The organism is Nocardia sp. Tas62D01, from assembly GCF_055232035.1.
The window spans coordinates 1,564,431-1,589,291 of sequence record NZ_JBUYUZ010000001.1; the positions used below are offsets into that span (position 1 = coordinate 1,564,431).

The following is a 24,861-nucleotide window of genomic DNA, read 5'->3' on the forward strand; positions in this document are numbered from 1 at the left end:
GTGATGCTAGGCACTAATTGACGTTGACGTCAATAACTTGATCTTCTAATCTGAATTCAAAGCCACCACCTGATTCGCGAGGTTGACGATGACTCCCGCCCTGCAGAGATGCTGTGCCGCCTGCGGCCCCTTGTTCGTGCTCGCACTGTTGGGCGGCATGATCATGACCGGGCTGATCCCCCCGACTTCACCGAGCTGGTCCGCGCAACAGGTGACGGACTTCTGGAGCACGCACACCGTGCTGAAACGGGCAGGTCTGGTGCTGATGCTCAGCGGGGCGGCGCTGCAGCTACCGTTCGGTGCGTTGCTCGCGGTGCGTATCAAGCAGATCGAGGGGCGGTCCGCTCCCCTGCTCGCCTACGTCATGCTGATGGCCACGGCGCTGTCGGTGGTGGCCATTCTGTTGCCGGTCTTCATGTTCACCGCTGCGTCGTACCGTCCCGAGCGCTCACCGGAACTCACCCAGGCGCTCAACGACCTGGGCTGGTTGCCCTTCGTAATGAATTGGCCCGGAGCGAGTTTCATGGCCCTGGCGATCGGATTCGCGGTATTCGCCGACCGCGGCGCTACCCCGCTGTGGCCGCGGTGGGCGGGCTACTACAACCTGTGGACTGCGATCCTGTTCGTCGCAGGCGGTTTCGCGGTCTTCTTCAAGCACGGACTGCTCGCCTGGAACGGACTGCTCGCCTACTGGATGGCCGCTGTGGTGTTCGGCGCCTGGTTCCTCGTACTCGCCTATCTGTTGTTCACAACCACCGACCGGCAGTACGGCGAGGTCACCAGCCGTCACCCTGTAGCAGTCGAGTGAACTGCGCGACAACCGATTCCAGATCCTCGTGGGTGCCGACGAAACCCGCATAGAGCCCCATCCCCCACATCACCGCGACGAGCATCTCGGTCATCGCGGTGATGTCGGTGTCCTTGGCCAGTTCACCGTCGTCGACAGCTGCCTGCAGCGTGTCGGCGACGAACCGGCGTACCTCGTCGAGTTGCCCCTGCGCCCGATCCCGGAACTCCGGATGCCGGAACGAGTCGAGCAACGACGAGGAGATGAACCTGGCGTAGGACCGGTCCTCGGAATCGGCCTGCACCGCCTCCGCGAGGAAGGTGGAAAGGCGGCCGGCCACGGTCGACTGCTGATTCGCCCGCTCCAGACCGGCGGCCACCACATCTTCCTGCGTCGAATCGAACAGCGCCGCATACAGCGTGGCCTTGTCGCGGAAGTAGTGGTTCACCGCCGGGCGGGTGACGTCGGCGCGCACGGCGATCTCCTGGAACGTCGCGCTCTGATAGCCGACCTCCGTGAACACCTCGCGGGCCGCGTGCAGAATGCGGCGGCGGGTGTCCGAGCCGTCCGCTCCAGCGGGGCGCCCACGGCCCCGGGGGCTTCCGACGGTGGCCTCTGACATACCAGTGACAGTACCTGCCGGAAGGGCGGACGAATCGACGCCGCGGTCAGGCGAAGAGCGCGACGTATCGCCAGTCCAGCACCGGACGTTCCCGGTCCAGCGCCGGACCACCGGCGAAAACCTCCGACCGCAGGCGCACCAGGTGGGTGCCGTGGCGATGCGGTGTCACCTCGCCGACCGTGACCAGGCTGCGCAGTGTGTCCCCCTCGTGTACGGGGCCGAGATGGTCACACCCCTGCCAGCCGAGCACGGTGGCCAGGGCCGGAAACGCGCGCGATGCCTGCGACAGTGCGAGCCCGATCGTATGCCCGCCGTAGACCAGCCGGCCCCTGGTCGACCTCGACGGCTACCGCGACGCCTGGAACGACAGCTTCTCGTTTACCTTCGTCGACCCGGCACGCTTGACCGCGGCCGAAGCGCGAGTCTTCGCCCTCACGGAACCACTCATCAGAGCTGCCGGTGTCAACCTTGCCCGCACCGTGGTGCGGGACATCCTCGTCTCGGAAACGATGCGGCTCAACGCATCCGGATACGAGATCGTCGAAATCTACGAACCGGCCGAAAAGCGCATCGTGATCCGCCGCGACCGTCTGAGCGATCCTGTCGACTACTGCGGAACGCTGTTGCACGAGCTCACCCACGCCGCCATCGGAACCACCGACGGAACCCTCGCGTTCGAGGACGCCCTCACCACCCAACTCGGCGTCCTGGCCGTCGGCCTGCTCCACCCGGCGAGCAAACCGCGGCGCGCCGAGGGCGCCATCCCGTGACAGGACCCGCAACAGCGCACCGCGGGCACCAGGCTCGGTCAACCGGTCGTACTCGGCCACGATCGCCAGCTTGTACTCCGGGGTGAACCGCCGCCGCTTCGGCCGATCGGCCCCGGCCCTTCTCCACTGCTGCCAGCACACCATCCTCGATGGGCAGATCAGCCGCACTCAACGTCACTTACTCGATGTCCCTGATCTCGCCCTACACAACTCTACAAAACCGACCGGTCACCCGGCCTACACGAGTCTGGCAGAGAGGGATGGCGGCGCTCGACGACGGCCGGGCACCAGTTACTCGCTGGCCGCCCGGTCGGGATTCAGTCAGCCTGCATGCGCGTTCACGCACCAGATCAGCGCGCAGCGGAGCCCAAATGGCGGGACAGACGCCCAGTCGTGGCCTCAGCCAACATCACTGGGTTCACGCACTCGCTCCATGCACGACGGATGACCGGGTTGCTGGACTGGGTTTCCGTCGCGGCCACTATCCGGCCGCGTATAGATCGAGGATTTGGGTGAGGGCGTGTTCCAGGGCGTAGGTGGCATCGGCCGCGCCGCCTTTGACGTCGGCGTTCAGGGTTGCGACGACCTGGAGGGCGGTGCCGATGGTGGCTGAGCTCCAGCCGCGGGCTTGGGCTTGGGCCTTCTTCACCTTCCATGGCGGCATGCCGAGTTGTTGGGCCAGTTTGAACGGGTCGCCGCGGCCCGCGGAGCCGACTCGGGCGATGGTGTGTACGGAATCGGCTAGCGCGTCGGCGAGCAGGACGTGTGGGACGCCGCGGTCGTTGGCCCAGCGCAGCGCCTCCATCGCGCCGGGACGGTCGCCCGCCACCGCCAGCTCGGCGACATCGAAGCCGGAGACCTCCGCCTTGCCGGAGTAATAGCGGCGCACGGCCGCGACATCGATCTTGCCGCCGGTGTCGGCCGCCAGCTGCGAACATGCCGCGGCGAGCTCACGCAGCTCCGAGCCGACCGCCTCCAGCATCACCTGCACGACTTCGCTCGACACCCGTACGCCCGCGGCCCGGAATTCGCCGCGCACGAACTCGACCCGCTCGGCGACCTTGGTCAACTTGGCGCAGTTGTGCACCTCGGCCCCGGCCTTCTGCAGCGCGGGCGCCAACGCCTTGGCCCGGCCGCCCCCGGAATGCAGTACCACCAGCACCGCGCCTTCTGGCGGATCAACGGCAGCCTCGGTGATCACCGCGACCGCGTCCTTCCCTGCCTCGGCCGCCGACTCCAGCACGATCAATCGCTCCTCGGCGAACAGCGACGGACTCAACAACTCGGCCAGTTCGGCCGTACTGGCATCCCCCGCCCGCAACCGATCGACCGGCACCGAATCCCCATCCGGCGCCGCAGCCCGAACCTGCGCGGCGATCCCCGCCACCGCACGCTCGATCAGCAGCTCTTCTTCCCCGAGCACCAGGTGCACAGACGCAATCCGCTCGCTCACGCCTGGCATCCTACGTACGTTTCATCCCGCTACGCAGAGCTTCCGCGGATAGCTGGTTCCAGATTCCTACTGTCTGGATTTGGCCGTTCGTAATGTCATGACTCGCAGCTGCTCGGCCTCGCCGACGACGAGTACGTCGCCGCGTTGGTCGGTGCGGACCGCGCTGACGCTGAGGGCTGCAAACTCCGAAAGCAGACCTGGGTTCGGGTGTCCGAAGGTGTTGTGCGCGCCGACGCTCACCAGCGCGAGTCTGGGGTGGACGGCGGCGATGAATTCCGATGTGGTGGTGCGTGATCCGTGGTGTGGGACCTTCATGATGTCCGCTTGGATCGGGGCGCCGGAGGTCATGAGGCGATGTTGGGCTGGGGCCTCGATGTCGCCGGTCAGCAGGATTCGGCCCGCGGGAGTGGTGGCGGCGAGGACGATCGACCGGTCGTTGGCCTCGTCGGCGAACGCGCTGCCTGCGGGGCGTCGCCCGCCTGTGGCGGGTGCGAGGACCTCCAATTCGAGAGTGCCGAAACGCATTACATATCCGGCCGATAGCTCGAGGACAGGAATTTCAGCTCGTGCGGCGACAGCGGCTACTTGCGCCGGACCGCTGGCCGGTGCGGCCTGGTCTCCCCTTTTGCCGTGCGGGTCAGCCTCCAGTGCGTGCGCGTTGCCCGACGGCGCGGACCCATCCGGGGGAGGTCCGTATACGGTCCCGGTCGGACCGGTTACGTCCGATGTGGTTGGGTGCGTGATCAATACCGGCCCAGGGAAATTCGTCGCCTGGTCACACGTAGTGGCAGTCGGCCCGCGGCTATCGGCCGCCGGGATGCACGAATTTGCCGTAGATCCCGAATTGGTGGTGCGGTCGTCGAGGGCATTGATGTCGACGCGGCGCAGGCCTGGTGCGGCGGGAAGTTCGTCGGGGCCGACAGCCAGTGCCGCGACCGAGCGTCCTTGGAGGGCGCCGGTGAGGCCGCCGATGTGGTCGGCGTGGGGGTGGGTGAGGACCAGTAGCGCAATTCGCTTGATACGCAACCGATCCAGGCAGGCGCGGATCGGGCGTCGATCGGGGCCGACGTCGATGACGACCGCCGCGCCGTCACCGATCGAGAGGGCGAGGCCGTCGCCCTGACCGACATCGCAGACTGCAAGCACCCATCCGGCCGGTGGCCAGCCCGGATGCCAGATCCGGACCGGAACCAGCACCATAGCGATACCGAGCGCGACCGCGGCGGCAAGGCGGCGCACCACGGCGGAGCGCAGCGCCCATATGCCCGCGGCGACGATCACGCAGGCGATTGCTCCACCGGTGGTGCCGCCCGGGACCTCGACTTCCGCGCCAGGCACGGCCGCCGCGTGTTCGGCGACGAACAGCAACCACCACAGCGGCGGTGCGGCGCAGCGCAGCACCAATTCGGCCAGCGGCGGGCAGATACCGGACAGCGCCGTGCCGATCGCGCCGATCACCGTGACCGGTGCAATGACCGGTTCGACAAGGACATTCGCGATAATCGCGACCAGGCTGAGCCGACCGGTCAGCGCGACCATGAGTGGAGTCGTCACCACGAATGCGGCGGCCGACACCGCGACGATCTCGGCCGCGATTCGCCACCAGCCCCGCGCCCGCAGCCAGTCCGCCCAGCTCGGTGCCAGCAGAATCAGCCCGGCTGTCGCCAGTACCGACAGTCCGAAGCCGGCGCGCACCGCCAATTCGGGGCAGACCGCAAGCAATCCGATGATTGCCGCACACAGCGCGGGCAAGGCTTGCTTCCGACGGCCGGTTATCAAGGCCAGTAACGTGATCGCGCCCATCGCGCCGGCCCGGAGCACGCTCGGGTCCGGTCGCGCGATGACAATGAACATGAGTAGCGCGGCCGCCGCGACGGCGGCTCCGGTACGCGTGCCGAGCGTGAGCATCCGCACCGCGAAGAGCACCACGGCCAGCAAGATCGTGAAATTGGCACCGCTGACCACGCAAAGGTGTTCCAGCCCAGCGATTTCGAACTCTTCGCGCACGTCATCGGGCAGCGCGGAGGTGTCGCCGACTACCAGCGCGGGCAACAGCCCGGCCGGATCCTCGGATAGCGCGCGAGACACCGCCGCGGCTAGGTCGGCACGCACCGCCCCCGCCGCCCGCTGCCACCATGGCGGCGTGCCGACAACGACCGGAGGCCCCAGCGCCCGCAGCGTCGCGATCGTGAGATCGCGGTGCCACGGCTGTTCCGACCGGGCTCGGAACCGCACCGGCTGTCCGGGCAGCAGGTCCGCCCAACCCTCGCCCGACGCCATGATCACCACCGCGCCATTGGTTCGCACGGTCAGCTCGCCTTGCCGGTACTCACGCAGGTTCGCCCGCACCGTCCACCGCGGCTCGCCGCCGAACGCATCGGCTCGCATCGGTTTCGGATCATCGGTCGGCGTGACCACCACCCACACCGACACTCCAGCGGTGTTCCGCAACGGATGCGTCGCCGCTCGATGCTCCCGCCAAGCCCCCGCCACCGCGAACCCCGCACCGAGCAGCATCGCGGCGAGCGCGACCACTGCCACGACCCGCCACCGTTCGCTGCGATGCGCCAGCTCCCGCAATAACAACACCCACAACCCGATCGCCAACACCACCAGCGCCACCGCCAACACCAACCCGGCCACCCACCCCGCGGTCAGCGCCATAATCGTTGCGCCCCAGCAACACAACGCCGCAGGCAACAGCCGCGCGTCAAGCACCTGCGGCTCCCGGCCCGATGCCGAATCCTCGTCGGCAGACCGCCGATCGACATCACCCCACCCATCCGATACCCCGTCGGATCCGCTCATACCGTCATCCGGTCACACAGGCGCCCGAGGCGAGAACCGCCAATGTCATCGACGCCGCCCGACCGCCGCTCGCCGCCGACCCCTCGCCGGCCATCAACCCCCAGCTTGCTGCGCACCCCGGACTCACCACCTGTACGTGGCCGCGAATCCCCGATCGGGCTCGCCCCAACCGCTTCTCCCCCACCGCATGACCTCATACCTTCACCAGATCGCGCAGGCGGGCGAGGCGGGCGGGGCCGATGCCGTCGATTTCGCCGAGTTGTTCGATGTCGGTGAAGCGGCCGTTTATGGTGCGCCAGGTGATGATTGCGCGGGCGGTGACGGGGCCGACGCTGGGGAGTGCGTCGAGGTCGGACTCGGTGGCGGTGTTGAGATCGATACGGGTGGAGGGGGTCGGGGCGGAACCCGAACGGGGCGTCGAAGCGCTGGAGGTGCGACCGGCCGTGCTGATCGTGGTGCTGCCGAGTTGTGGCGGGCCGGCGTTCGGTCCGGTGGCGCCGACCACCACCTGGTCGCCGTCCTGGAGGCGCTGAGCCAGGTTGAGCCCGGTCAGGTCGGAGCCCTCCTTCGGGCCGCCCGCGGCCGTGATGGCGTCGGCGACACGAGATCCGGTGGGTAGCCGCAACAGTCCGCCGTGCGGCACCAAACCGACGACGCTGACGACCAATTCGTTGACAGCGGCACCTTCCGCACCGGCTGCGGGTACCGGTGTGGCACCGGGTGATGCTGCCGCACTGGACATTCGGTCGTTCGATGGGCGGACCGCTGTCGACGCAACCGTGGTCGTTCGCACCACCGGCAATGGCGGAACCACCTGGGTGACCGGCCGTTCCCGCAACACCACCACCGTCGCCACGACCACCGCCACCAACCCCACCAACGTCAGCGTCACCACGCCCCGCCACCCCGGATCGAATCGCGTGCCCCGAAACCGTTCCGGCACAAGCCGATCGCGCCAGGCCGATCCCCGCCCCGGCGCATCCAACCACCCCGGCGAGCGCACCTCACCAACCCCGTCCTCCCACTCACCCGCACCGTCGGACGCCCCATCCGCGCCGTCCGATTCCACCCCCTCCGGCGGCAACTGCTCGTCATCCCATCGCCCACCACCCGCCACCCCGACGTTTCCCGAACGCTCAACTCTCCCCGAAAACCCGACGGCTCCAGACCATCCGGCACTCCGCGACCCGCCAGAACTCTCCGATACCCCTACACTCCCGGCCAACCGGACATTGTCCGTTCGCTGGTCGCTCCCCGACGAACCGTCTTTCCCCGGACGCGCACGCTCCCCCGAACGGTCGCTCTCCTCCGATCGCCCACCGCCCGACAACCCGACATCCCCCGACCGTTCGGAGTTCGCCGAGAACTCACCGCTGCCGGACCGCCCGGTGCTGCGCGTCCCGTGAGGGCTTCCCGATGTCCCTGCGCGCCAAGACAACCCGAGATTGCCGGGGTGTGGGGCCCGCCCCGGTCGCCCCACACTCGGCAGGTGCCCAGCGCCGAACGATCGCGGAGCACCCCGTCGGCCCGCCGCATCCCCACCTCCCGGGCCACCCGCATCCAGAACGCCGGCGCCCGCCGTTCTGCTCGCGCCGACTCTGGCCGTCAGCGCGCTGAGTCGCTGCCGGATCCGCTCGCGCTCGTCGTGTCGTGACATGGCGCCGACGGTAGTGCCGTTCGAGGCGGCGAAACCGAGTCCGAGCAGGCGATTCAGTCGGCCTGTTGATAACTGTGGCCTTGTGGAAAACGCTGTCGCCGACCTGGGCCCGAGCAGTTCGCGCGGGTGTGGCGGCGTCGGTGAAAATGCCGGTGGATTCTATGACCACATCGACACCCAGATCGCCCCACGGCAGGTCGGCCGGGTCGCGTTCGGCCAGGACCAGGACGGTCGAGTCCCCGACCGGATCGCGCTGGGCTCGGCGCTGACCTCGCCCGGGAAGCGGCCGATATCGAGTTCCGCGAGGTCACCGAAGGTCGACTCCGCCAGGTCGCGGCCTGGCACCCAGAGCTACGCGACCGGAGGTGCGCAAAATCGGTGGGAGTTCCTCTCCGGATGGGATGGTCCGGCCGGTGTCCGGGCCGTCTCAACCGGAGAGGGATCCCGTGCACCCCGAGTTCTGTTGCGGTGTCGCTGAACTCGGGGTGCGTCGGTGGTGGGTCCTCGAGTATCGGCACATGGCATCTACCTCCGTTCTGGTCGAGCAGCGGGTTAGCTGCCCAGTGGGTCACTGTTGCGTGACGGTCAGGTGTAAAGCCTTGCGATGAAGGCGTTCATATTGTCCCGGACCCGCTCGACCTTCGTTTCGACGGTAATGAGGTCTTCGCGGTACCTGTTGCCCAGTGCCGGCGTTCGCTTGCCGCGCGCGTAGAGCGAGCAGGCAAGATCGGTGCACATGTAGGTACCGATCGAGTTGCCTCGGCGTCCGGATTCGCCTGCCTTGTGTGCGGTCATCAGGGAGACACCGCTGCCGGTGTGCGTGGTCATGCAGATCGCGCACATCTGCGCCCGGCCGGGTCCGCCGGTTTCGTAGCGCAGCGCGACACCGATGAGACGATCGTCCCGCGCAACAACCAGATAGCCGCGTCCGGGCAACGACGCGTCGCCCCAGCCGAGGAAGTCCAGATCGTCCCACGGCCGCTCGTCCAGATCGCGAGGCACGGGCAGCTTCTTGGCGGTGGTCTTGGAACAGTTGATGAACGACGACCTGATGTCGCGTTCGGTGACGACTTTCATGATGGCATCGACTCCTTCGGTTGATTGGTTGACAAACCGAAGTGACGTTACCGCCGGTGCTGAAGTTGAACAACGGAATTTCAGAGCCGCCATGTCGAAGTGTGGCGATCACCATGCGAGGCTGGCATGGACACAACGATGCCCACCACCGCTGACACGAACACCGGGCCGTGTCGGACGGACGGTGGCCGCTTAACGCCGTCGTTGATGTGGCGCCCACGAAGAGCCGCGATATCCGCTGTAGCGACCCCGAAGTCAGACCGTGCGTATCACCGAGACGACCTTGCCGAGCACGACTGCCTCGTCACCATCGATGACGTCGTAGGCGGGGTTGCGCGGTTCAAGGTAGACGTGCCCGTTGCGGCGGCGGTACACCTTGACGGTGGCCTCGCCGTCGATCATCGCGGCAACGATCTCGCCCGAATGTGCCTCGTGCTGTTGGCGGATCACCACAATGTCACCGTCGCAGATCGCGGCGTCGATCATCGAGTCGCCGCGCACCCGCAGCCCGAAGACCGTTCCGCGCCCGACGAGCTGGCGTGAGAGTGTCAGCATGTCGTCGGTGTGCTCCTCGGCGAGGATCGGGCTGCCCGCCGCGATATCGCCGACCACCGGTACCGCCACGGAGTCGTCGACCGATTCCCGCGGCGCGGCCGCCGCCAGGAACATGCGCACATCGATCGGACGCGACATAGTCTCGCTACGACGCAGGAAACCCTTGTCCTCCAGACTCTTCAGATGCTTGGACACCGACGACGAAGAGCGCAGGCCGACGGCGTCACCGATCTCCCGAGTGTTCGGCGGATACCCGTGCCTGACCACGCAGTCCCGGATCACGGCGAGGATCTGCTGCTGGCGCTGCGGCAGCGTCGAGGTGTCGAGGTGCTCGAACGCATCCAGATGGTCGTAGGCGGTCACCGGGGAATGGTAAAGGTCGCAGCCGACTGGTTCACACCTGCGGGTTTCGGAGTTGCTTCCGCATAATCGTGTGCCGGGTGTCTGAGCGACGCCGTTGGTGCCGTCTCGAGGTGTGGATCCTCCTCCCGAAATGGACGTGCACGTGGCGTGACTGCCCTGCTACCGTGGCAATCATGAAGCGCGCTGCTGTGACGACGACGCCGGAGAATGTCCCGGCGCGCTGATTGATGTCTTGATCCGAAGCCCCGGGGCGAGTGCCCCGGGGCTTCGTCTTGTGGTCACTCGCCCGCTATCCGCGAGGAGACCGTTGTGCACGACCATCGCAAACTCGGCCGTGAGCTGGAGTTGTTCGATACCGACCCGTTGATGGGCGCGGGATTGCCGTATTGGCTGCCGGATGGCGCCACCGTGCGGCACACCCTGGAGGAGTACATCCGCACCGCCGAGCGGCGGGCCGGGTACCGGCATGTGTATTCGCCGGTGCTGGGCAAGCGGGAGTTGTATGAGATCTCCGGGCACTGGTCGCACTACAGCGACGACATGTTCCCGCCGATGGAGCTGGGCGGCGAGCAGGTGGTGCTGCGGCCGAGTCTGTGTCCCCATCACGCGCTGATCTACCGTTCCCGCTCGCACAGCTACCGGGAATTGCCGTTACGGATAGCCGAATTAGGCGGCATGTATCGATCCGAACTGTCCGGTGTGCTCGGCGGGCTCACCCGCGTGCGGGCCATCCAGCTCAACGACGCGCACATCTTCTGCACCGAGGACCAGGTCGCCGACGAGGTCGGCGCCGCACTGGCGATGATCCGCCGCGCACACGCGGCGCTCGGTATCGAACCGACCCGCTACCGACTCTCGCTACCCGGCCCCGGCGGGAAAGACGTTGCCGCGCCGGAGAAATGGTGGCGATCCATCGCCGAGCTGACCGCCGCCCTCGACCGTTCCGGCCTGCCCTATGCGGCGGTGGAGGGTGAGGCAGCGTTCTACGGACCCAAGATCGATATCCAGTTCACCGACAGTGCGGGCCGTGAGTTCACCCTGTCCACCGTCCAGGTCGACTTCCACCAGCCCGAGCAGTTCGGTCTGCACTACATCGGCGCCGACGGCGCGAAACATCGCCCGGTCATGGTGCACCGCAGCATTATCGGCAGCGTCGAACGCGCTGTCGCCCACCTCATCGAAGAACACGGCGGCGCCTTCCCCGCCTGGCTTGCCCCCACCCAGGTCGCCATCCTCCCGGTCTCCGCAGCCGAAATGCCGTACGCCGCAGCCCTTTCCGAGCGCTGCCTCGACCTCGGCTTCCGCGTCGACATCGCGGACCCCGACCTCGGCAGCCTCGGCGCCCGCATCCGCCGCGCCCGCTTGGCCCCCTACCAGGCCGTCATCGGTCCCAAGGAAGCCGTCAACGACCAGGTGGCGGTCCGCCTCCGTGACGGCCGCCGCCTCGACCCGCAACCCATCGCCGACTTCCTCACCCAGCTCACCACCCTCGTCGATGCGCACACCCCAACCCTCTGGCCCAGCTGAACGCGCCGCCGAGCGGGATATGACGGAGTGCATGTGCCACTCGGCGAAGCTCAGGCGCAGCCGCCGGGGACGACGAGGACGCCTACCGCGCCGTGGCCGAGGTGGACGCCCAGGGCTGGGCCGAATTCGGCGATGATTAGTTCGCGGATGCGAGGGATACGGTCGCGGAGTTGGGTGGCGAGGGTGTTGGCAGCCTCCTCGGCGCCCAGGTGTTGGACGGCTACCGCGGCGCCGTCTTCGCCTGCCGCATCGACCGCTGCCGCGACGAGTTTGGTGTACGCCTTGGAGCGAGTGCGGACTTTTTCGCGGAGTTCGAGGCGGCCCTCGACGATCTGCAACAGGGGTTTGGTGACCAGCTCGGTACCGAAGAATGCCGCGGCACTGGACAATCGCCCGCCGCGACGCAGTTGCTCGGTGCGATTCACCAGGATGAACGAGCGGGAGCGGCTCGATGCCGCAACGGCGGTGTCATAGACAACCCCCAGCGCGGCAGCATCGCGCGCCCGGCGCGCGGCCGCCAGCACGGGCAGCCCGGTGGCCAGACCCGCGCCGAGGGAGTCGACCAGGCGGACCCGGTCGGCGGCGTCCATATCGCGGACCGCCTGCCTGCCCGCCTCCCAGGTACCGGACAGTTGACGCGAAATGTGCACGGCGACAACACCGTCGCCGCCACTGTGTTCGAGGGCCTGCTCGTACACCGCGCGCAGCTCGCCGGGCGAGGCTGCCGAGGTGGTCACCATGTCCGAGGCATAGTCGAAATCGATAGGGTCGACGCCTTCGCGGATCGTGCGATCCCCGACCAGGACGTGCAGGGGCACGACGGCGATCTCCAGCTGGGCGACGAGCTCGGTAGGGAGGCTGGCGGAGGAATCGGTGACGACCACAACGGCCAACTACCGAACCTCCTGCAAGGTCTTCACCATCGCGTTGGCCACCGCGGTGTGCCCGTCCCAGCCCCAGTGGATGCCATCGGGGTTGGCCTCGCCGGAGAAGATGTTCTCGCGCACGGCATCGCCGAGATCGACCAGCGGCACCGAGGTCTGGTCAGACCACTTGCGCAGCGCCTTGACCGCGCGCTCGCGGCCGGAATGCACGCGGCCGTAGGCGTCGCAGTTGTGCACAGACGGCAGTACGGCGACGACCGGCAGATCGGGACGCAGCTGCGCCAACGCTTCCCGCGACTGTTCCAGGTAGTCCACGCTCACCTTCGGCGGCAGCGCCACTGGGCGTCCGAGCTTCGACAGCTTGGGTTGCAGCCAGTTGTAGGTGGCGCGCACCCCCCTGCGGATGGTGGGCGGCCGCACGTAACGGATCAGCTCGCGCAGCGCGGTCGGCAGCGGCGAGGGCAGCGTGTCCATCCCGCCGACCGCGAACACCACCGCACCCGCGCGCGGCACCGCGGCCCACACCCGAGGATCACCGATCAGCGCCCAGTACGCGTCGCGGCAGGTCCAGCCGATCCGCCCGACCAACTCGACATCCCAATCGAGTTCGGCCCCAACCAGGTTCGGCCAGATCTGCGGATGATCGGCAGGCAGCCCACCCTTCGGCCCGAAGTAGGACAGAGAGTCCGCGATCACCAGCAGCACCTGCCGCCCCGAGGCATTCAGCTCCCCAGCGGAGTTCGACTCGGCGGCTGCGACAGCCACAGACTCGGCGTCAACCTCCGGTGCAACGGATTGGGGACCGCCCGAAGTCTTCTCGACATCACCGGAAAGCGCAGCAGCACTATCCACAGCCTCGGCAACTGCAGGCATGGGTTCCGCTGCGCCGGAATCGGATTCGACCGGCGGAGCAACCGACTCGATACCGCTCACCGCGGATTCGGCTGCGGCGGCTACCGACTCGGCACCGTTACCCGGCTCCGCCGCTGGAGCCACCGGCTCAGCACGCGCGCCACTCGACTTGGCCGACTCGGCCTGGGGAGCGGATTCCGCCGCCTCAGCCGCAGACGTGGCGGAATCAGCTACTGATTCGGCAACGGCGGACGTAGATCCCGCTGTGGCGGACTCGGACTCGGCAGCCGCGGCTACCGACTCAGCGCCTCCTGGAGGCTCTCCGGCACGACCGGGCGTCGCCGGGGCATCACCCGCGGACTCGGACGCGTCGGCGACGCCGGACGTAGATCCCGCTGCGGGAGAATCGGACTCAGCCGCCGGAGTTACCGACCCGGCACCGGCAAGCGCAGATTGCCCCGTCGGGGACACGAACTCGACACCACCGTCGACCGCGGACTCGGCTGCGACCGATTCCTCGGCAGCATCCGCGGCTGGTTCGACCGGCTCGGTAGGCTTCTTCGCCGGAGGAGGTCCGAACAACGCGTCGGGAGCTGCCCGTTCGGGCTTGGCCGATACGCGCCGGAACAGTTCGTCCGGAACCTGTCGAATCGGTTCTTCAGAGGACATCGGGGGCCACCTTCGCCGCTGCGTTCCACACATCGAGGCGCCAACCGGGCTGATCGATGCTCGGGCCGTGGCTGCTCAGCTGCACCCAACTGGTGTTGGCCAATCCCCCAAGGGCAGGCCAGTTCCGCGGCGGCAGGTCGAGCAGCGCAGCCGTGAGGGCGGCGATCAGCCCGCCGTGCGCCACCAGGATGATAGTCCGGCCCGGCCAATCCTGCCGGTCGGCGAACAATTCCTGTACCACCGGAAGAGATCGCGCACCCACCTCGAGCTTGCTCTCGCCGCCGGGCGGGGTATAGCTCGCGTCCAATCGCCAGGCCACGCGCGCTCCGGGATAGTCGGCGTCGACGTCCAGGTGGTTCAGGCCCTCCCAGGCGCCGAGGTTGGTTTCCCGCAGCCGCGCGTCCTTGACGACCGGCAGCGCGATGTGGTCCGCCAACGCCGAGGCGGTGTCGTAGGCGCGCCGCAGGTCGGAGGAGACGATGGCGATCGCGTTACGCGAGACCAGCTCGCGCGCAGCTTCTTTCGCCTGTCGGCGGCCGAGTTCGGTGAGGTCGGTGTCGATCTGGCCCTGCATCCGGTCGGAGGCGTTCCATTCGGTCTGCCCGTGCCGCAACAGGATCAGTGTGCGGACGCCGACATATCTACTCACTCGAGCTCGTCCCCGCTTCGCCGTTCACCGCCGCGGCCGACGCGCCGAGACCATCCACCGGAACCACCGGGCAGTCCTTCCAGAGCCGTTCCAGCGCATAGAAGTTGCGCTCGTCGTTGTGCTGGACGTGCACTACCACGTCGACGTAGTCGAGCAGCGCCCAGCGTCCCTCGCGGGTGCCCTCGCGCCGGACCGGCTTGTGCCCGGCCTCGCGCAGTTTCTCCTCGATGTTGTCGACGATGGCGTTCACCTGCCGCTCGTTCGGCGCGGACGCGATCACGAAGCAGTCGGTGATCACCAGCTGCTCGGAGACGTCGAGCACCACGACGTCGGAAGCCAGCTTCTCGTCCGCCGCGCGCGCGGCGACCTGCGCCATCTCCACCGATTCGACAGATGCGGTCACGCCTGCACCTCGCTGACGCTCGGCTCCGGCATGACCGCAATAGCGGCTGCGCTTTCGGTTTGCTCGCTGCGCTCGCTCACGCCTGCACCTCGCTGACGCTCGGCTCCGGCATGACCGCAATAGCGGCTGCGCTTTCGGTTTGCTCGCTGCGCTCGCTCACGCCTGCACCTCGCTGACGCTCGGCTCCGGCATGACCGCAATAGCGGCTGCGCTTTCGGTTTGCTCGCTGCGCTCGCTCACGCTTCGGTACCTTCCGCTCCTACGGGCACGTAAAGGTGCCGCTTCGATATGTACTGCACTACCCCGTCGGGGACGAGGTACCACACCGGCCGGTTCTCCGCCGCGCGGCGACGGCATTCGCTCGACGAGATGGCCAAGGCCGGGATCTCGATCATGGTCACCGCATCGACCGGAAGGTCGCGCAGATGCTCTTCGAGATGGTCGGCATTCAGCTCGTACCCCGGTCGGCTCACCCCGACGAACTTCGCCAGTTCGAACAGTTCAGCCCAATCCTGCCATGTCAGGATGTTGGACAGAGCATCCGCTCCGGTGATGAAGTACAGCTCGGCGTCCGGATGCTTGCTGCGCATCTCGCGCAGGGTCTCGACGGTGTAGGTGACCTTGCCCCGGTCGATGTCCGCCCGACTGACCGAGAATCGGGGGTTGGAGGCGGTCGCGATCACGGTCATCAGGTAGCGGTCTTCGGCGGCACTGACCTGTTTGTCCGCTTTCTGCCAGGGCTGTCCGGTCGGGACGAAGATCACTTCATCCAGGTCGAACCGATTGGCGACCTCGCTGGCGGCGACCAGGTGACCGTGATGGATGGGGTCGAACGTCCCACCCATCACCCCCAGCTTGCGTCGGCGCCGACCTATCTCGTGCATGACTGCCGAGCTTAACGGGTCGGTTCCGGTCCGGGCAGGTCGGCAACCGCCCGGGGCGTCAACTGCTGACGACCGCCCGCAGACCCGGCTTCAGCACGCCGTCGAGTGCGGACCACGGCACGGTGATGTCGATATAGCCCATCGCGTGCGACGCGATCTCCCCGAGATAGACCCGCATGCCATCGGGCGTGGCCACCCAGCGCTCGAAGTTCTCCACCTTCGGGTCGATCTGCTCCTTCGCGTAGGAGTTCGTGCCGACCCGCGTCTTCGGCACCAGTACCGCGGCCTGCGACGAGAGCACATCCAGTCCCTGCTGCAGATCGGTGAACAGATCGGGCAGTGTCAGCTGCTGACCGGTTTCGATGTTCGTGACGTGGGTGGCCTTGTAGGTGGTCGGATGCAACCAGCCGGTGTCGACCTCGATCCCCAGCACCCCGCTGAGCACGTGGCGACCGATGCGGGCGACCTCGCTGTGGAAACCTTTGACCTTGTAGTTCGGACCCACCTGCTGGATGAAGCGATCCGCCTCGGCGCGCATCCCGTCGTCGAACTCGGTGCGCGCGTCGTCCTTTCCGCCCGCCACCTGCGGTAGGTCGACGCTGTATCCGTCGCCTTCGAGCCGCACCGAGGTCGCGGTGAAGCCCCAAGTCGTGTCAGGAGGAGGCGGCGCAGCCGTGGTCGAGGACATGGCCACGGTCGTGGACGAGGTCACCCCGGCGGTGGCCGCGTGGTCTCCGGACCCGCACGCCGTGAGCACGACGATCAGGGCCGCGGCAACGGCCGCAGCGGCAGTCTTCTTCATTCCCGAACTCCCGAATCGACGACGCATCGAACTCACCCCGGTGCCTCCCCGGACGATGTCGGTACAGCCTAGTGATTCGGCGAACCGATCGCTCACGGACGGCCGCCCGCATGTCGGGCTTCAGCTTCAGCATGCCGTCCGACTCGGACCACCAGCGATCACTGGGGGAATGTCTTGTTTTCGGCGTTCAGGAATCCGACACGGCGGGTAGCCCGCCGTCCGCGTGCCGCATGTCCGCCATCGATGTTCGCGCCTCACACCGGCAGCAGCCGGGACACCACGGCGGTCAGCTGTTTGGCCGACCGGCATTCGTGCATCTCGATCACTTGCCGATACTTGTCGGCAGCGGAATCGCCTGAGCCCCAGTTGGTTTCCGGCTCCGGGTTGAGCCAGTGCGCGTGCTTGGCGACACCGACCAGCGACCGCAGCGTATCCAGTTCCGGATCACGGTAATTGGTGCGGGCATCACCGAGAATCAGCAGCGAACTGCGGCTGGTGACGGCGTCGGAAAAGTTGGTGGCGAATCCGGCAAGCGCGCTGCCGTAATCGGAGTGACCGTCGAGCCCGATCACGTCGGATTCGGTGAAGATCCGAGCCATGGCCTTGTCCAATTGGGTTCGCGGATCGAAGAATTGGGTCACTTCGTCCGTGTGGTCCACGAAGGCGAAGATCCGCACCCGCGAGAACTGTTCGCGCAGCGCACTCACCAACAGCAGGGTGAAGTTGCTGAACCCGGCCACCGAACCGGAGACGTCGCACAGCAGCACCAGCTCCGGACGGCCCGGGCGTGGCTTGCGGTTCACCAGGTCGATGGGCACACCGCCGGTGGACATGGACTTGCGCAGCGTCTTGCGCAGATCGATCTCGCCGCGGCGAGCATGGCGGCGGCGCACCGCAAGTCGCGACGCGAGGATCCGGGCCAGGCGCTGGCTGCTACGGCGCAGCTCGGCGAGCTCGGATTCGGAGGCGCGCAGGAAGTCCACGTCCTCGGCCTGTCGGGCGACGCCGTAACCGGCAACCCGTTCGCGTCCGATCCGCTCGGCCACCCGCCGCCGGGTCTCCGCTTCCACGGTGGCCCGGAATCCGTCGATGCGCCCGCGCGCGGCCCGCCGAGCGATCTCGGTGTCGAACTCGCTGGTGTCCGGTCCGGCCGCCAACCCGGCCAGGATCTTGGCCAGCAATGTCTGTGGCTGCACATCTTTGAGCGCCTGATACGAGGAGAAGGACGGCCCGCGCGCGGACTGGTACTGGCCGAGCTGCTCGACGAGTTGCGCAGCCAGCTGCTCGAGCTGCTGGGTGGCATCCTCCAGACTCAACAGCTCCGCGAGCAGTTCCCGCAGCGCCTGAATATCCACCTCGCCCGAGGGTTTCCGCGGAATCTCCAGATCGTCGAGAACCTCGCTGCGCTCACCGATCGCGACCGGAAACCATAGATCGAACAGTCCGTCGAAGGTCGTGCGGTGGGTGGTGCGGCGCAGCAGCGCGCAGGCCAGGCCCTCGCGCAGCACCTCGCGGTCCATCAGGTCCAGCACGGTCAGCACCCGGCCGGCGTCCACGGTCTCCGACGGACCCACCGGAATTCCGCGCGTGCGCAACGCCTCGACGAATCCGACGAGATGCCCTGGCAACCCGTGCGGCGCGCTCAGCGGCGCGGGGTCCGTCGGGACCAGTCCCGCCGCCATCGCCTCAGGCCAGCTTCAGTTCGGCGACCGCACGCTGGTGGTCGGCCTGGTGTTTGAGCACCACGCCGAGCGTGGCGCGCACGGTCTTGTCGTTCAGGTCGGTCAGCCCGAGCGCGAGCAGGGTGCGACCCCAGTCGATCGATTCGGCAACCGACGGCAGCTTCTTGAGCTGCATGCCGCGCAGCACATGCACGATCCGCACCAGCTGCGCGGCGACCGCCGCGGACAGCTCGGGCACCCGGCTGGCCAGGATGCGGCGCTCCAGTTCCTGGTCCGGGAAGTCCAGGTGCAGGTAGAGGCAGCGGCGCTTGAGCGCCTCGGAGAGTTCGCGGGTGGCGTTGGAGGTAAGTACCACGAACGGCTTGCGTTCGGCGGTGATGGTGCCCAATTCCGGGACGGTGACAGCGAAATCGCTGAGCACCTCGAGCAGCAGGCCCTCGATCTCGACGTCGGCCTTGTCGGTCTCGTCGATCAGCAGCACCGTTGGATCGGTGCGCCGGATCGCGGTCAGCAGCGGCCGCGACAGCAGGAATTCCTCTGTGAAGACGTCGGCTTTCGTTTCTTCCCAGTCGTTTTCGCTGGACGCCTGAATGCGCAGGATCTGCTTGGCGTGATTCCATTCGTACAGCGCGCGGGCCTCGTCGACGCCCTCGTAGCACTGCAGGCGCACCAGTTCGGCACCGGCGGTCTGCGCGACCGCCCTGGCCAGTTCGGTCTTGCCGACACCGGCCGGACCCTCGATGAGCAGCGGCTTGCCGAGCCGGTCGGCGAGGAATACCGAAGTGGCCGTGGACTTGTCGGCCAGGTAGCCGGTCGTGGCCAGCCGTTCGATCACATCGTCGACCGAACTGAAAATCGGCTCTTGCGGTGCATCGGCCACTGGTTGTCCTTCCTCGGGTGGGCAGCACAGACCGCCGCACTCCTTACTGACTACAAGCTCTACACCGGCCGGGTTTGGCCGTCGCCCCATACGATCCACTTGGTGGAGGTCAGTTCCGGCAGCGCCATCGGGCCGCGGGCGTGCAGCTTCTGGGTGGAGATGCCGATCTCCGCGCCGAAGCCGAACTGCTCGCCGTCGGTGAACGCGGTGGAGGCGTTGACCATTACAGCGGCCGCGTCGACCCGACTGGTGAACTCGCGCGCCGCGGCCAGCTCACCGGTGACGATGGCCTCGGTGTGCCCGGTCCCCCAGGTGTTGATGTGCTCGACGGCCGCTTCGAGACCGTCGACGATCTTCAGCGCGATGTCGAGGGTGAGGTACTCCTCGCCCCAGTCCTTATCGTTGGCGGGCACCAGACCGGGCAGGTCGCCGTGGACGGTGACGCCGTGCCGTTCCAGCGCCTCGATCAGACGCGGCACCGCGGTGGTGGCGATCGCGTCGTCGATGAGCACCGTCTCGACCGCATTGCACACGCTCGGTCGCCGGGTCTTGCCGTTGATCAGGATGTTCTCGGCCATATCCAGGTCGGCGGCGGAGTGCACGTAGACGTGGCAATTGCCGGTGCCGGTCTCAATGGTCGGCACCGTCGCGTCGCGGACGACGACGTTGATCAGGCCGGCTCCGCCACGCGGGATCACCACGTCGACCAGCCCGCGCGCCTGGATCAGGTGGGTCACGCTGGAGCGGTCGGCGCTCGGCAACAGCTGCACGGCATCTTCCGGAAATCCTTGCGTGGCAAGCGCTTCCCGCAGCACCGCGACAAGCGCGACATTCGAATGCGCGGCCGAGGAGGACCCGCGCAGCAGCACGGCATTGCCGGACTTCAGCGCCAGCCCGAACGCGTCGACGGTGACATTCGGCCTGGCCTCATACACCATGCCGACCACGCCGAGCGGCACCCGCACCTGGCGGATCTCCAGCCCGTTGGGCAGCGTCGAACCGCGCACCACCGTGCCGATCGGGTCCGGCAGCCCGGCGACCTGGCGCAACCCGGACGCGATGCCATCGATCCGGTGCTTGTTCAGCCGCAGCCGGTCCAGTAGCGACTCCTCGATGCCCGCCGACTTCGCCATGAGCAGGTCCTCGATATTAGCGTCGAGTACCTGGTCGTCGGCGGCGAGCAGCGCATCGGCCGCGGCATGCAGCGCGGCGTCCTTCTGCGCGGTGGTGAGTTGAGCCAGTACACGAGACGCGACGCGAGCCTTGCGCGCGGCCTCGTGCACCACTTCGCGGGTATCCTGCTCGATCGTCGTACCTGACGTCATGGGTACCAGCCTACTGACCGGCATGGCGCCGGTTCGCGCCGCGCTACCCGTACCAGAACTCCCGGAGCCCCGCACGACATGACTGGGGCACCGACACACATGGCGCCCGTCCCCATGCGCGAATGCGGCTGCCGAGACTAGCGTGCCGCTATGACCACCACCCCGGATGCGCCCTCGATCGTCGTGCTCGGCAGCATCAATATGGACTTGGTGACGACGACCGGGCGGGTACCGGCGCCGGGGGAAACTGTGCTCGGCAGCGGGTTCACCATGGTGCCCGGCGGGAAGGGCGCCAATCAGGCGATCGCCGCGCAGCGTGCGGGCGGGGCCGTCGAGTTCATCGGTGCGGTCGGCGACGATCTGTTCGCCGTCGAATTGCGTCGGGCGCTGACCGAAGCGGGCGTCGGCGTCGGTCGGCTGCGGGCCGTCGGCGGGGCCAGCGGAATCGCCTCGATCGTGGTCGACGCCGGCGGCGAGAACAGCATCATCGTGGTCGGCGGGGCCAATGCCACGATGACCGAGCTGACCGAAACGGACCTGGAGGTCATCGCCGCGGCCGATATTCTGCTGTGCCAGTTAGAGATTCCGGTCGGAACCGTCGCGGCGGCGGTCCGGCACGCGAGCGCGAACAGGACCATCGTCGTGATCAATCCATCTCCGGCACAGCATCTTCTGGCCGACCTGTGGGCGCATGTCGATGTCGCGGTGGTGAATTCGGGCGAGGCCGAACAACTCGGCTCGGATCTCGATCCTGTCGCGCACCTGGTGATCACCCACGGCGCGGAGGGTGCCACCTACCGCGGCCCCGGCGGTCGGGAACTGTCACGACCGAGCGCGCGCGTCGAGGTCGTCGACACCACCGGCGCGGGCGACACCTTCACCGGCGCACTCGCCGCCGCCTGGCATTTCGGCCCCGAACGCGCGCTGACCTGGGCGGTCACCGCCGGAGCGCTCGCCACCACCACGCTCGGTGCGAGCACCTCCATCCCCACCCGCGACCGCATCGAAGCAGCCCTGAATCGAAATGAGTAGTCGCGGGAGTCCAACTCGACGTCGGATGCCGCACGCCGAGCCGGACGAATCCCTTTCCCGCCGTGTCGAACTCGGCTGGCGCCGCAGCACACCGCGGCCCGCCACAACGGATGCACGCAACCTGGCCCGGGGCGAGGGCTGAGGCGTCTGTAGTCCGGCGCCATTGGCCGACGCGGAGAGGAGCGGCCGCAAGGGCACCAGTCCACTGAGGTACGGACATGATGCGTCGGCGACACGCGGCCGCCGAGGTTCGCTCCGACAAATTGGGAAATCGACTGCTCCACCAGGCCCTCTTCGCCCGTCGGTCCGCCGTCGCGCGGTCACTCAACGGCATGTTCAACGAGCGAAGAGGGGATCGGAGCAGTGTTTTTCGGGAGTTACTCGGTCAAAACTGGTCTAGCGGGGAGCGTCAGCCGAGCCCCAGCCGGGGGATTTCCCGTCCCGGGGAGCGGTCCATCACCATCTGCAGTCCGGCCGCGCGAGTCCTTTCGTAGGCGGCCTCGTCTATGACGCCCACCTGGAACCAGACCGCCTTGGCGCCGAGCGCCACAGCCTGGTCGGCGATGTCGCCGGCGAGCTCGGAGTTGACGAACACGTCCACCACATCAACCGGGAAGGGGATCTCCTCGAGCGAGGCGTAGCCCTGCTCGCCGTGTACCGTCTCGGCCTTGGGGTGCACGGGCACCACCTTCTTGCCGAGCAGGCGCTGCAGCTTTTCGGCCACCCGGTAAGCGGCCCGCTCGGGGTTATCGGACAGACCAACCACGGCCCAGACGTCTCCGGTGTTGGTGAGGATGTTCCTTATAGTGGCGTCATCGCCATAGATCGTCACGCCCAGTGAGCTTACCGTTGTAGAAGTCGCCGGGGTGACGAACTGCGACTGCACCGTGCGGACCCGCTCCTGCTCACCGATTTCCTTCGGTCGACCGCCGACACCGGACTCACCGTTGTGCTGTTGCACTGCTGGCCGTTCCATCGCAACGCCGCCTACCTGTCGCATGCTTTCGGACACATGCGGATTGATGTCGGACTCACGATTCCCTATGTGGGACAACGCTCCTCGGCCGTCCTCGCCGAGGCGCTCGAACTCGCGCCGTTCCGATCGATCTGCTGCCGGACAAATACCGGCAGTACTTCAAGGACATCGCCTACACCGGGACAATGGCGCGCCGGGGCGGTGCACGGAAGCTGTGCACCCTGGCTGCCGACTTCGTGGAGCCGTAGCGCCGAATGACGTAGCGTCGAATAATCGGGTGCGGGGGCAGTTGCACGGCCTCTAGCGTTGTGGGGACAGACCAACCCGAGAGAAGGACGTTCCCGATGTTTCCCGTCGAGCTGCGCGGTACCCGGGCGCAGACGCTGATGTGGGCCCACGAGCACGAGATCGAGCAGGCCGCACTGCGGCAACTGCGGAATATCGCGCAGCTGCCCTGGGTGCACGGCGTCCGCGTGATGCCGGACGTGCACCTCGGCAAGGGTGCGACGGTCGGCTCGGTCATCGCGATGAAGGACGCGGTCGCGCCCGCCGCAGTGGGCGTGGACATCGGCTGCGGGATGGAGAGCGTGCAGACCGATCTCACCGCCGCCGACCTGCCGGACAACCTGCATTCGCTGCGCTCACGCATCGAGGCGGCGGTGCCGGTCGGATTCCAGGCGCACAAGGACGCGGTCGACGTGTCCCGGCTGGGCGCGGAGTTCGCCGCGTCGCACGGTGATCTCGCGCGGTACAAGACCGGCTGGGATCGGTTCTGGTCGTCGTTCGGCGCGCTGAACCCCGGCGTGCAGGCGCTGGAGTCCAAGGCACACAAGCAGATCGGTTCGCTCGGCGGCGGCAACCACTTTATCGAGGTGTGCCTGGACGAGCACGATGCGGTGTGGATTCTGCTGCACTCCGGTAGCCGGAATATCGGCAAGGAACTCGCCGAGCGGCATATGGCGGTCGCGCGGGTGCTGCCGCACAACACGGAGCTGCCGGATCGCGATCTGGCCGTATTCCTTTCCGGCACACCGGAGATGGACGCCTATCGGCGCGATCTGACCTGGGCGCAGGAGTACGCGGCGCGCAACCGTGCGGTGATGCTGTCGCTGGTCTGCCGGGCGGTTCGAGACGAATTCGCCGGGCGCCAGGTGCATTTCGACGAGCCGATCTCCTGCCACCACAACTATGTGGCGGAGGAGACGATCGACGGTGTGCCGATGCTGGTGACCCGCAAGGGCGCGGTTCGCGCCGGGGCGGGCGACCTCGCGCTGATCCCTGGCTCGATGGGCACCCGCTCCTATGTGGTGCGCGGCAAGGGAAATCCCGCGTCCTTCCAGTCCGCGTCGCACGGCGCGGGACGGCGGATGAGCCGCAACGCGGCCAAGAAGCAGTTCACCGTCGCCGACCTGGTCGCCCAGACCGAGGGCGTCGAGTCCCGCAAGGACGCCGGCGTGGTCGACGAGATTCCCGCCGCCTACAAGAACATCGACGAGGTCATCGCCGCCCAGCAGGACCTGGTCGACATCGTCGCCACGCTCCGCCAGGTGCTCTGCGTCAAGGGCTGAGCGATCCAACGGGTGTCATGGCCGGTAGTTCGCGCTACCGGCCGTGGCACTCGGCTCAGCGGCTTCTCATGGTGGCCGCGATGCCGGACCCGATCAGGAGCATGCCGGTGACGAGGGCGAAGCCGTTCATCAGCCAGGCGTGCAGTGCTTGGCGCAGCTCGTTCGACAGCTGGGGCAGGTTTTCGACGAAGCGCCAGGTGTCGTCGGGGAAGGCAAAGTGGGCGATGCCAGGAATGAGACCCCAGACCAGGCCCGCGACGACCGTCCCGAATGGCGAGTAACCTGCCAGCGCCGCGACCAGGAACAGCAGTAATGCACCGCCGATCATCTGGAAGGTCGAACCCCATCGGGCGCCCGCGTCACCGAAGACCACCCACTGTCGGGTGTCCAGGGCGCCGTTGGCGGCCAGCCCGACCCCGATCGGGGTCACCACCAACCCGATCAGGGTGCCCACAATCGTCCGCGATGCGTTGCCCTTGGTACGGAACTGGGCGCCCGGCGGCGACCAACCAGCCGGTGGCTGATAGCTCGACATGGTTTGCCTCCTGCAAGGTCCCGCGGTGCCGACAGAATCTTCTCACCCTATTGTCCGTTGTCCACTGGGATTTCGTCTTTTCGGCGGCGACGGCCCAGGAC

22 protein-coding genes and 2 pseudogenes are annotated in these 24,861 nt (G+C 67.4%); 5 read left to right on the top strand and 19 right to left on the bottom strand.

All coding sequences use genetic code 11. The features are described 5' to 3' along the window. The first annotated feature begins 88 nt into the window (after nt 1–88). Nucleotides 89–808 (top strand): hypothetical protein, encoded by a 720-nt coding sequence (locus ACV7NQ_RS07625; protein WP_463358971.1) that lies wholly within the window; start codon nt 89–91, stop codon nt 806–808. Here the strand turns inward: ACV7NQ_RS07625 and ACV7NQ_RS07630 are convergent. Both ACV7NQ_RS07630 and ACV7NQ_RS07635 read right to left on the bottom strand, forming a co-directional pair. Next, entirely contained in the window at nt 777–1,409 is a 633-nt protein-coding gene (locus ACV7NQ_RS07630) for a TetR/AcrR family transcriptional regulator (protein ID WP_463358972.1), read from the bottom strand. The two genes, ACV7NQ_RS07625 and ACV7NQ_RS07630, sit on opposite strands and share 32 nt — an antisense overlap. 46 nt (nt 1,410–1,455) lie before the next feature. Beyond that, a pseudogene (locus ACV7NQ_RS07635) lies at nt 1,456–1,734 on the bottom strand (hotdog family protein); the annotation flags it as partial. 76 nt (nt 1,735–1,810) lie between these two features. On the opposite strand from ACV7NQ_RS07635, the gene ACV7NQ_RS07640 reads away from it, so the two are divergent. Next, complete coding sequence (locus ACV7NQ_RS07640) at nt 1,811–2,179, top strand: hypothetical protein (RefSeq protein WP_463358973.1); 369 nt, start codon at nt 1,811–1,813, stop codon at nt 2,177–2,179. A 481-nt stretch (nt 2,180–2,660) separates the two neighbouring features. On the opposite strand, the gene holA is transcribed toward ACV7NQ_RS07640, so the two are convergent. The 6 genes and pseudogenes from holA to lexA form a co-directional block, all read right to left on the bottom strand. Continuing rightward, nucleotides 2,661–3,632 carry a DNA polymerase III subunit delta gene (gene holA, locus ACV7NQ_RS07645; RefSeq protein ID WP_463358974.1) on the bottom strand — a complete coding sequence of 324 codons (972 nt, stop codon included), beginning with the start codon at nt 3,630–3,632 and terminating at the stop codon, nt 2,661–2,663. 66 nt (nt 3,633–3,698) lie between these two features. Beyond that, nucleotides 3,699–6,440, bottom strand: coding sequence for a ComEC/Rec2 family competence protein (locus ACV7NQ_RS07650; protein WP_463358975.1), 2,742 nt, complete (start codon nt 6,438–6,440; stop codon nt 3,699–3,701). 193 nt (nt 6,441–6,633) lie between these two features. Continuing rightward, a complete protein-coding gene (locus tag ACV7NQ_RS07655) occupies nt 6,634–7,557 on the bottom strand; it encodes a helix-hairpin-helix domain-containing protein (protein WP_463358976.1) in 924 nt (307 codons plus the stop codon). Between the two features lie 673 nt (nt 7,558–8,230). Then, nucleotides 8,231–8,341: pseudogene (locus ACV7NQ_RS07660) on the bottom strand (glyceraldehyde 3-phosphate dehydrogenase NAD-binding domain-containing protein); the annotation flags it as partial. A gap of 341 nt (nt 8,342–8,682) precedes the next feature. Further along, nucleotides 8,683–9,174 (bottom strand): FBP domain-containing protein, encoded by a 492-nt coding sequence (locus ACV7NQ_RS07665; protein WP_463358977.1) that lies wholly within the window; start codon nt 9,172–9,174, stop codon nt 8,683–8,685. Nucleotides 9,175–9,429: 255 nt separating this feature from the next. Beyond that, the gene (lexA, locus tag ACV7NQ_RS07670) at nt 9,430–10,092 is read right to left on the bottom strand and encodes a transcriptional repressor LexA (protein WP_463358978.1); all 663 of its coding nucleotides are present in this window, start codon (nt 10,090–10,092) and stop codon (nt 9,430–9,432) included. A gap of 291 nt (nt 10,093–10,383) precedes the next feature. On the opposite strand from lexA, the gene thrS reads away from it, so the two are divergent. Beyond that, entirely contained in the window at nt 10,384–11,619 is a 1,236-nt protein-coding gene (gene thrS / locus ACV7NQ_RS07675) for a threonine--tRNA ligase (protein WP_463365576.1), read from the top strand. A 50-nt stretch (nt 11,620–11,669) separates the two neighbouring features. On the opposite strand, the gene ACV7NQ_RS07680 is transcribed toward thrS, so the two are convergent. The 9 genes from ACV7NQ_RS07680 to ACV7NQ_RS07720 all read right to left on the bottom strand — a co-directional run bounded on the left by ACV7NQ_RS07680 (nt 11,670) and on the right by ACV7NQ_RS07720 (nt 20,649). Beyond that, a complete protein-coding gene (locus tag ACV7NQ_RS07680) occupies nt 11,670–12,512 on the bottom strand; it encodes a DegV family protein (RefSeq protein WP_463358979.1) in 843 nt (280 codons plus the stop codon). Then, nucleotides 12,513–13,229 (bottom strand): diglucosylglycerate octanoyltransferase, encoded by a 717-nt coding sequence (gene octT / locus ACV7NQ_RS07685; RefSeq protein WP_463365577.1) that lies wholly within the window; start codon nt 13,227–13,229, stop codon nt 12,513–12,515. A 784-nt stretch (nt 13,230–14,013) separates the two neighbouring features. Further along, entirely contained in the window at nt 14,014–14,673 is a 660-nt protein-coding gene (locus ACV7NQ_RS07690; RefSeq protein ID WP_463358980.1) for a histidine phosphatase family protein, read from the bottom strand. After that, the gene (rsfS, locus tag ACV7NQ_RS07695; protein WP_463365578.1) at nt 14,666–15,049 is read right to left on the bottom strand and encodes a ribosome silencing factor; all 384 of its coding nucleotides are present in this window, start codon (nt 15,047–15,049) and stop codon (nt 14,666–14,668) included. The genes ACV7NQ_RS07690 and rsfS overlap by 8 nt, the downstream gene beginning before the upstream one ends. Before the next feature lie 263 nt (nt 15,050–15,312). Then, on the bottom strand, nt 15,313–15,960 hold the full coding sequence (gene nadD / locus ACV7NQ_RS07700) for a nicotinate-nucleotide adenylyltransferase (RefSeq protein ID WP_463358981.1): 648 nt from the start codon (nt 15,958–15,960) through the stop codon (nt 15,313–15,315). Between the two features lie 58 nt (nt 15,961–16,018). Further along, a complete protein-coding gene (locus ACV7NQ_RS07705) occupies nt 16,019–16,762 on the bottom strand; it encodes an RsiV family protein (RefSeq protein WP_463358982.1) in 744 nt (247 codons plus the stop codon). A 254-nt stretch (nt 16,763–17,016) separates the two neighbouring features. Further along, nucleotides 17,017–18,444, bottom strand: a complete 1,428-nt coding sequence (locus tag ACV7NQ_RS07710) for a vWA domain-containing protein (protein WP_463358983.1) — start codon at nt 18,442–18,444, stop codon at nt 17,017–17,019. Nucleotides 18,445–18,448: 4 nt separating this feature from the next. Then, complete coding sequence (locus tag ACV7NQ_RS07715; RefSeq protein WP_463358984.1) at nt 18,449–19,324, bottom strand: AAA family ATPase; 876 nt, start codon at nt 19,322–19,324, stop codon at nt 18,449–18,451. A 59-nt stretch (nt 19,325–19,383) separates the two neighbouring features. Next, complete coding sequence (locus ACV7NQ_RS07720) at nt 19,384–20,649, bottom strand: glutamate-5-semialdehyde dehydrogenase (RefSeq protein ID WP_463358985.1); 1,266 nt, start codon at nt 20,647–20,649, stop codon at nt 19,384–19,386. A gap of 150 nt (nt 20,650–20,799) precedes the next feature. Here ACV7NQ_RS07720 and ACV7NQ_RS07725 point away from each other — a divergent pair, with 150 nt between their 5' ends. Further along, complete coding sequence (locus ACV7NQ_RS07725; RefSeq protein WP_463358986.1) at nt 20,800–21,681, top strand: ribokinase; 882 nt, start codon at nt 20,800–20,802, stop codon at nt 21,679–21,681. Between the two features lie 409 nt (nt 21,682–22,090). On the opposite strand, the gene ACV7NQ_RS07730 is transcribed toward ACV7NQ_RS07725, so the two are convergent. Next, entirely contained in the window at nt 22,091–22,513 is a 423-nt protein-coding gene (locus tag ACV7NQ_RS07730; RefSeq protein WP_463365579.1) for a CoA-binding protein, read from the bottom strand. 488 nt (nt 22,514–23,001) lie between these two features. Between ACV7NQ_RS07730 and ACV7NQ_RS07735 the strand changes: the two genes are divergently transcribed. Further along, entirely contained in the window at nt 23,002–24,225 is a 1,224-nt protein-coding gene (locus ACV7NQ_RS07735) for an RtcB family protein (protein ID WP_463358987.1), read from the top strand. A 55-nt stretch (nt 24,226–24,280) separates the two neighbouring features. Here ACV7NQ_RS07735 and ACV7NQ_RS07740 read toward each other — a convergent pair whose 3' ends face one another. Continuing rightward, a complete protein-coding gene (locus tag ACV7NQ_RS07740) occupies nt 24,281–24,760 on the bottom strand; it encodes a hypothetical protein (protein WP_463358988.1) in 480 nt (159 codons plus the stop codon). Nucleotides 24,761–24,861 lie beyond the last annotated feature (101 nt).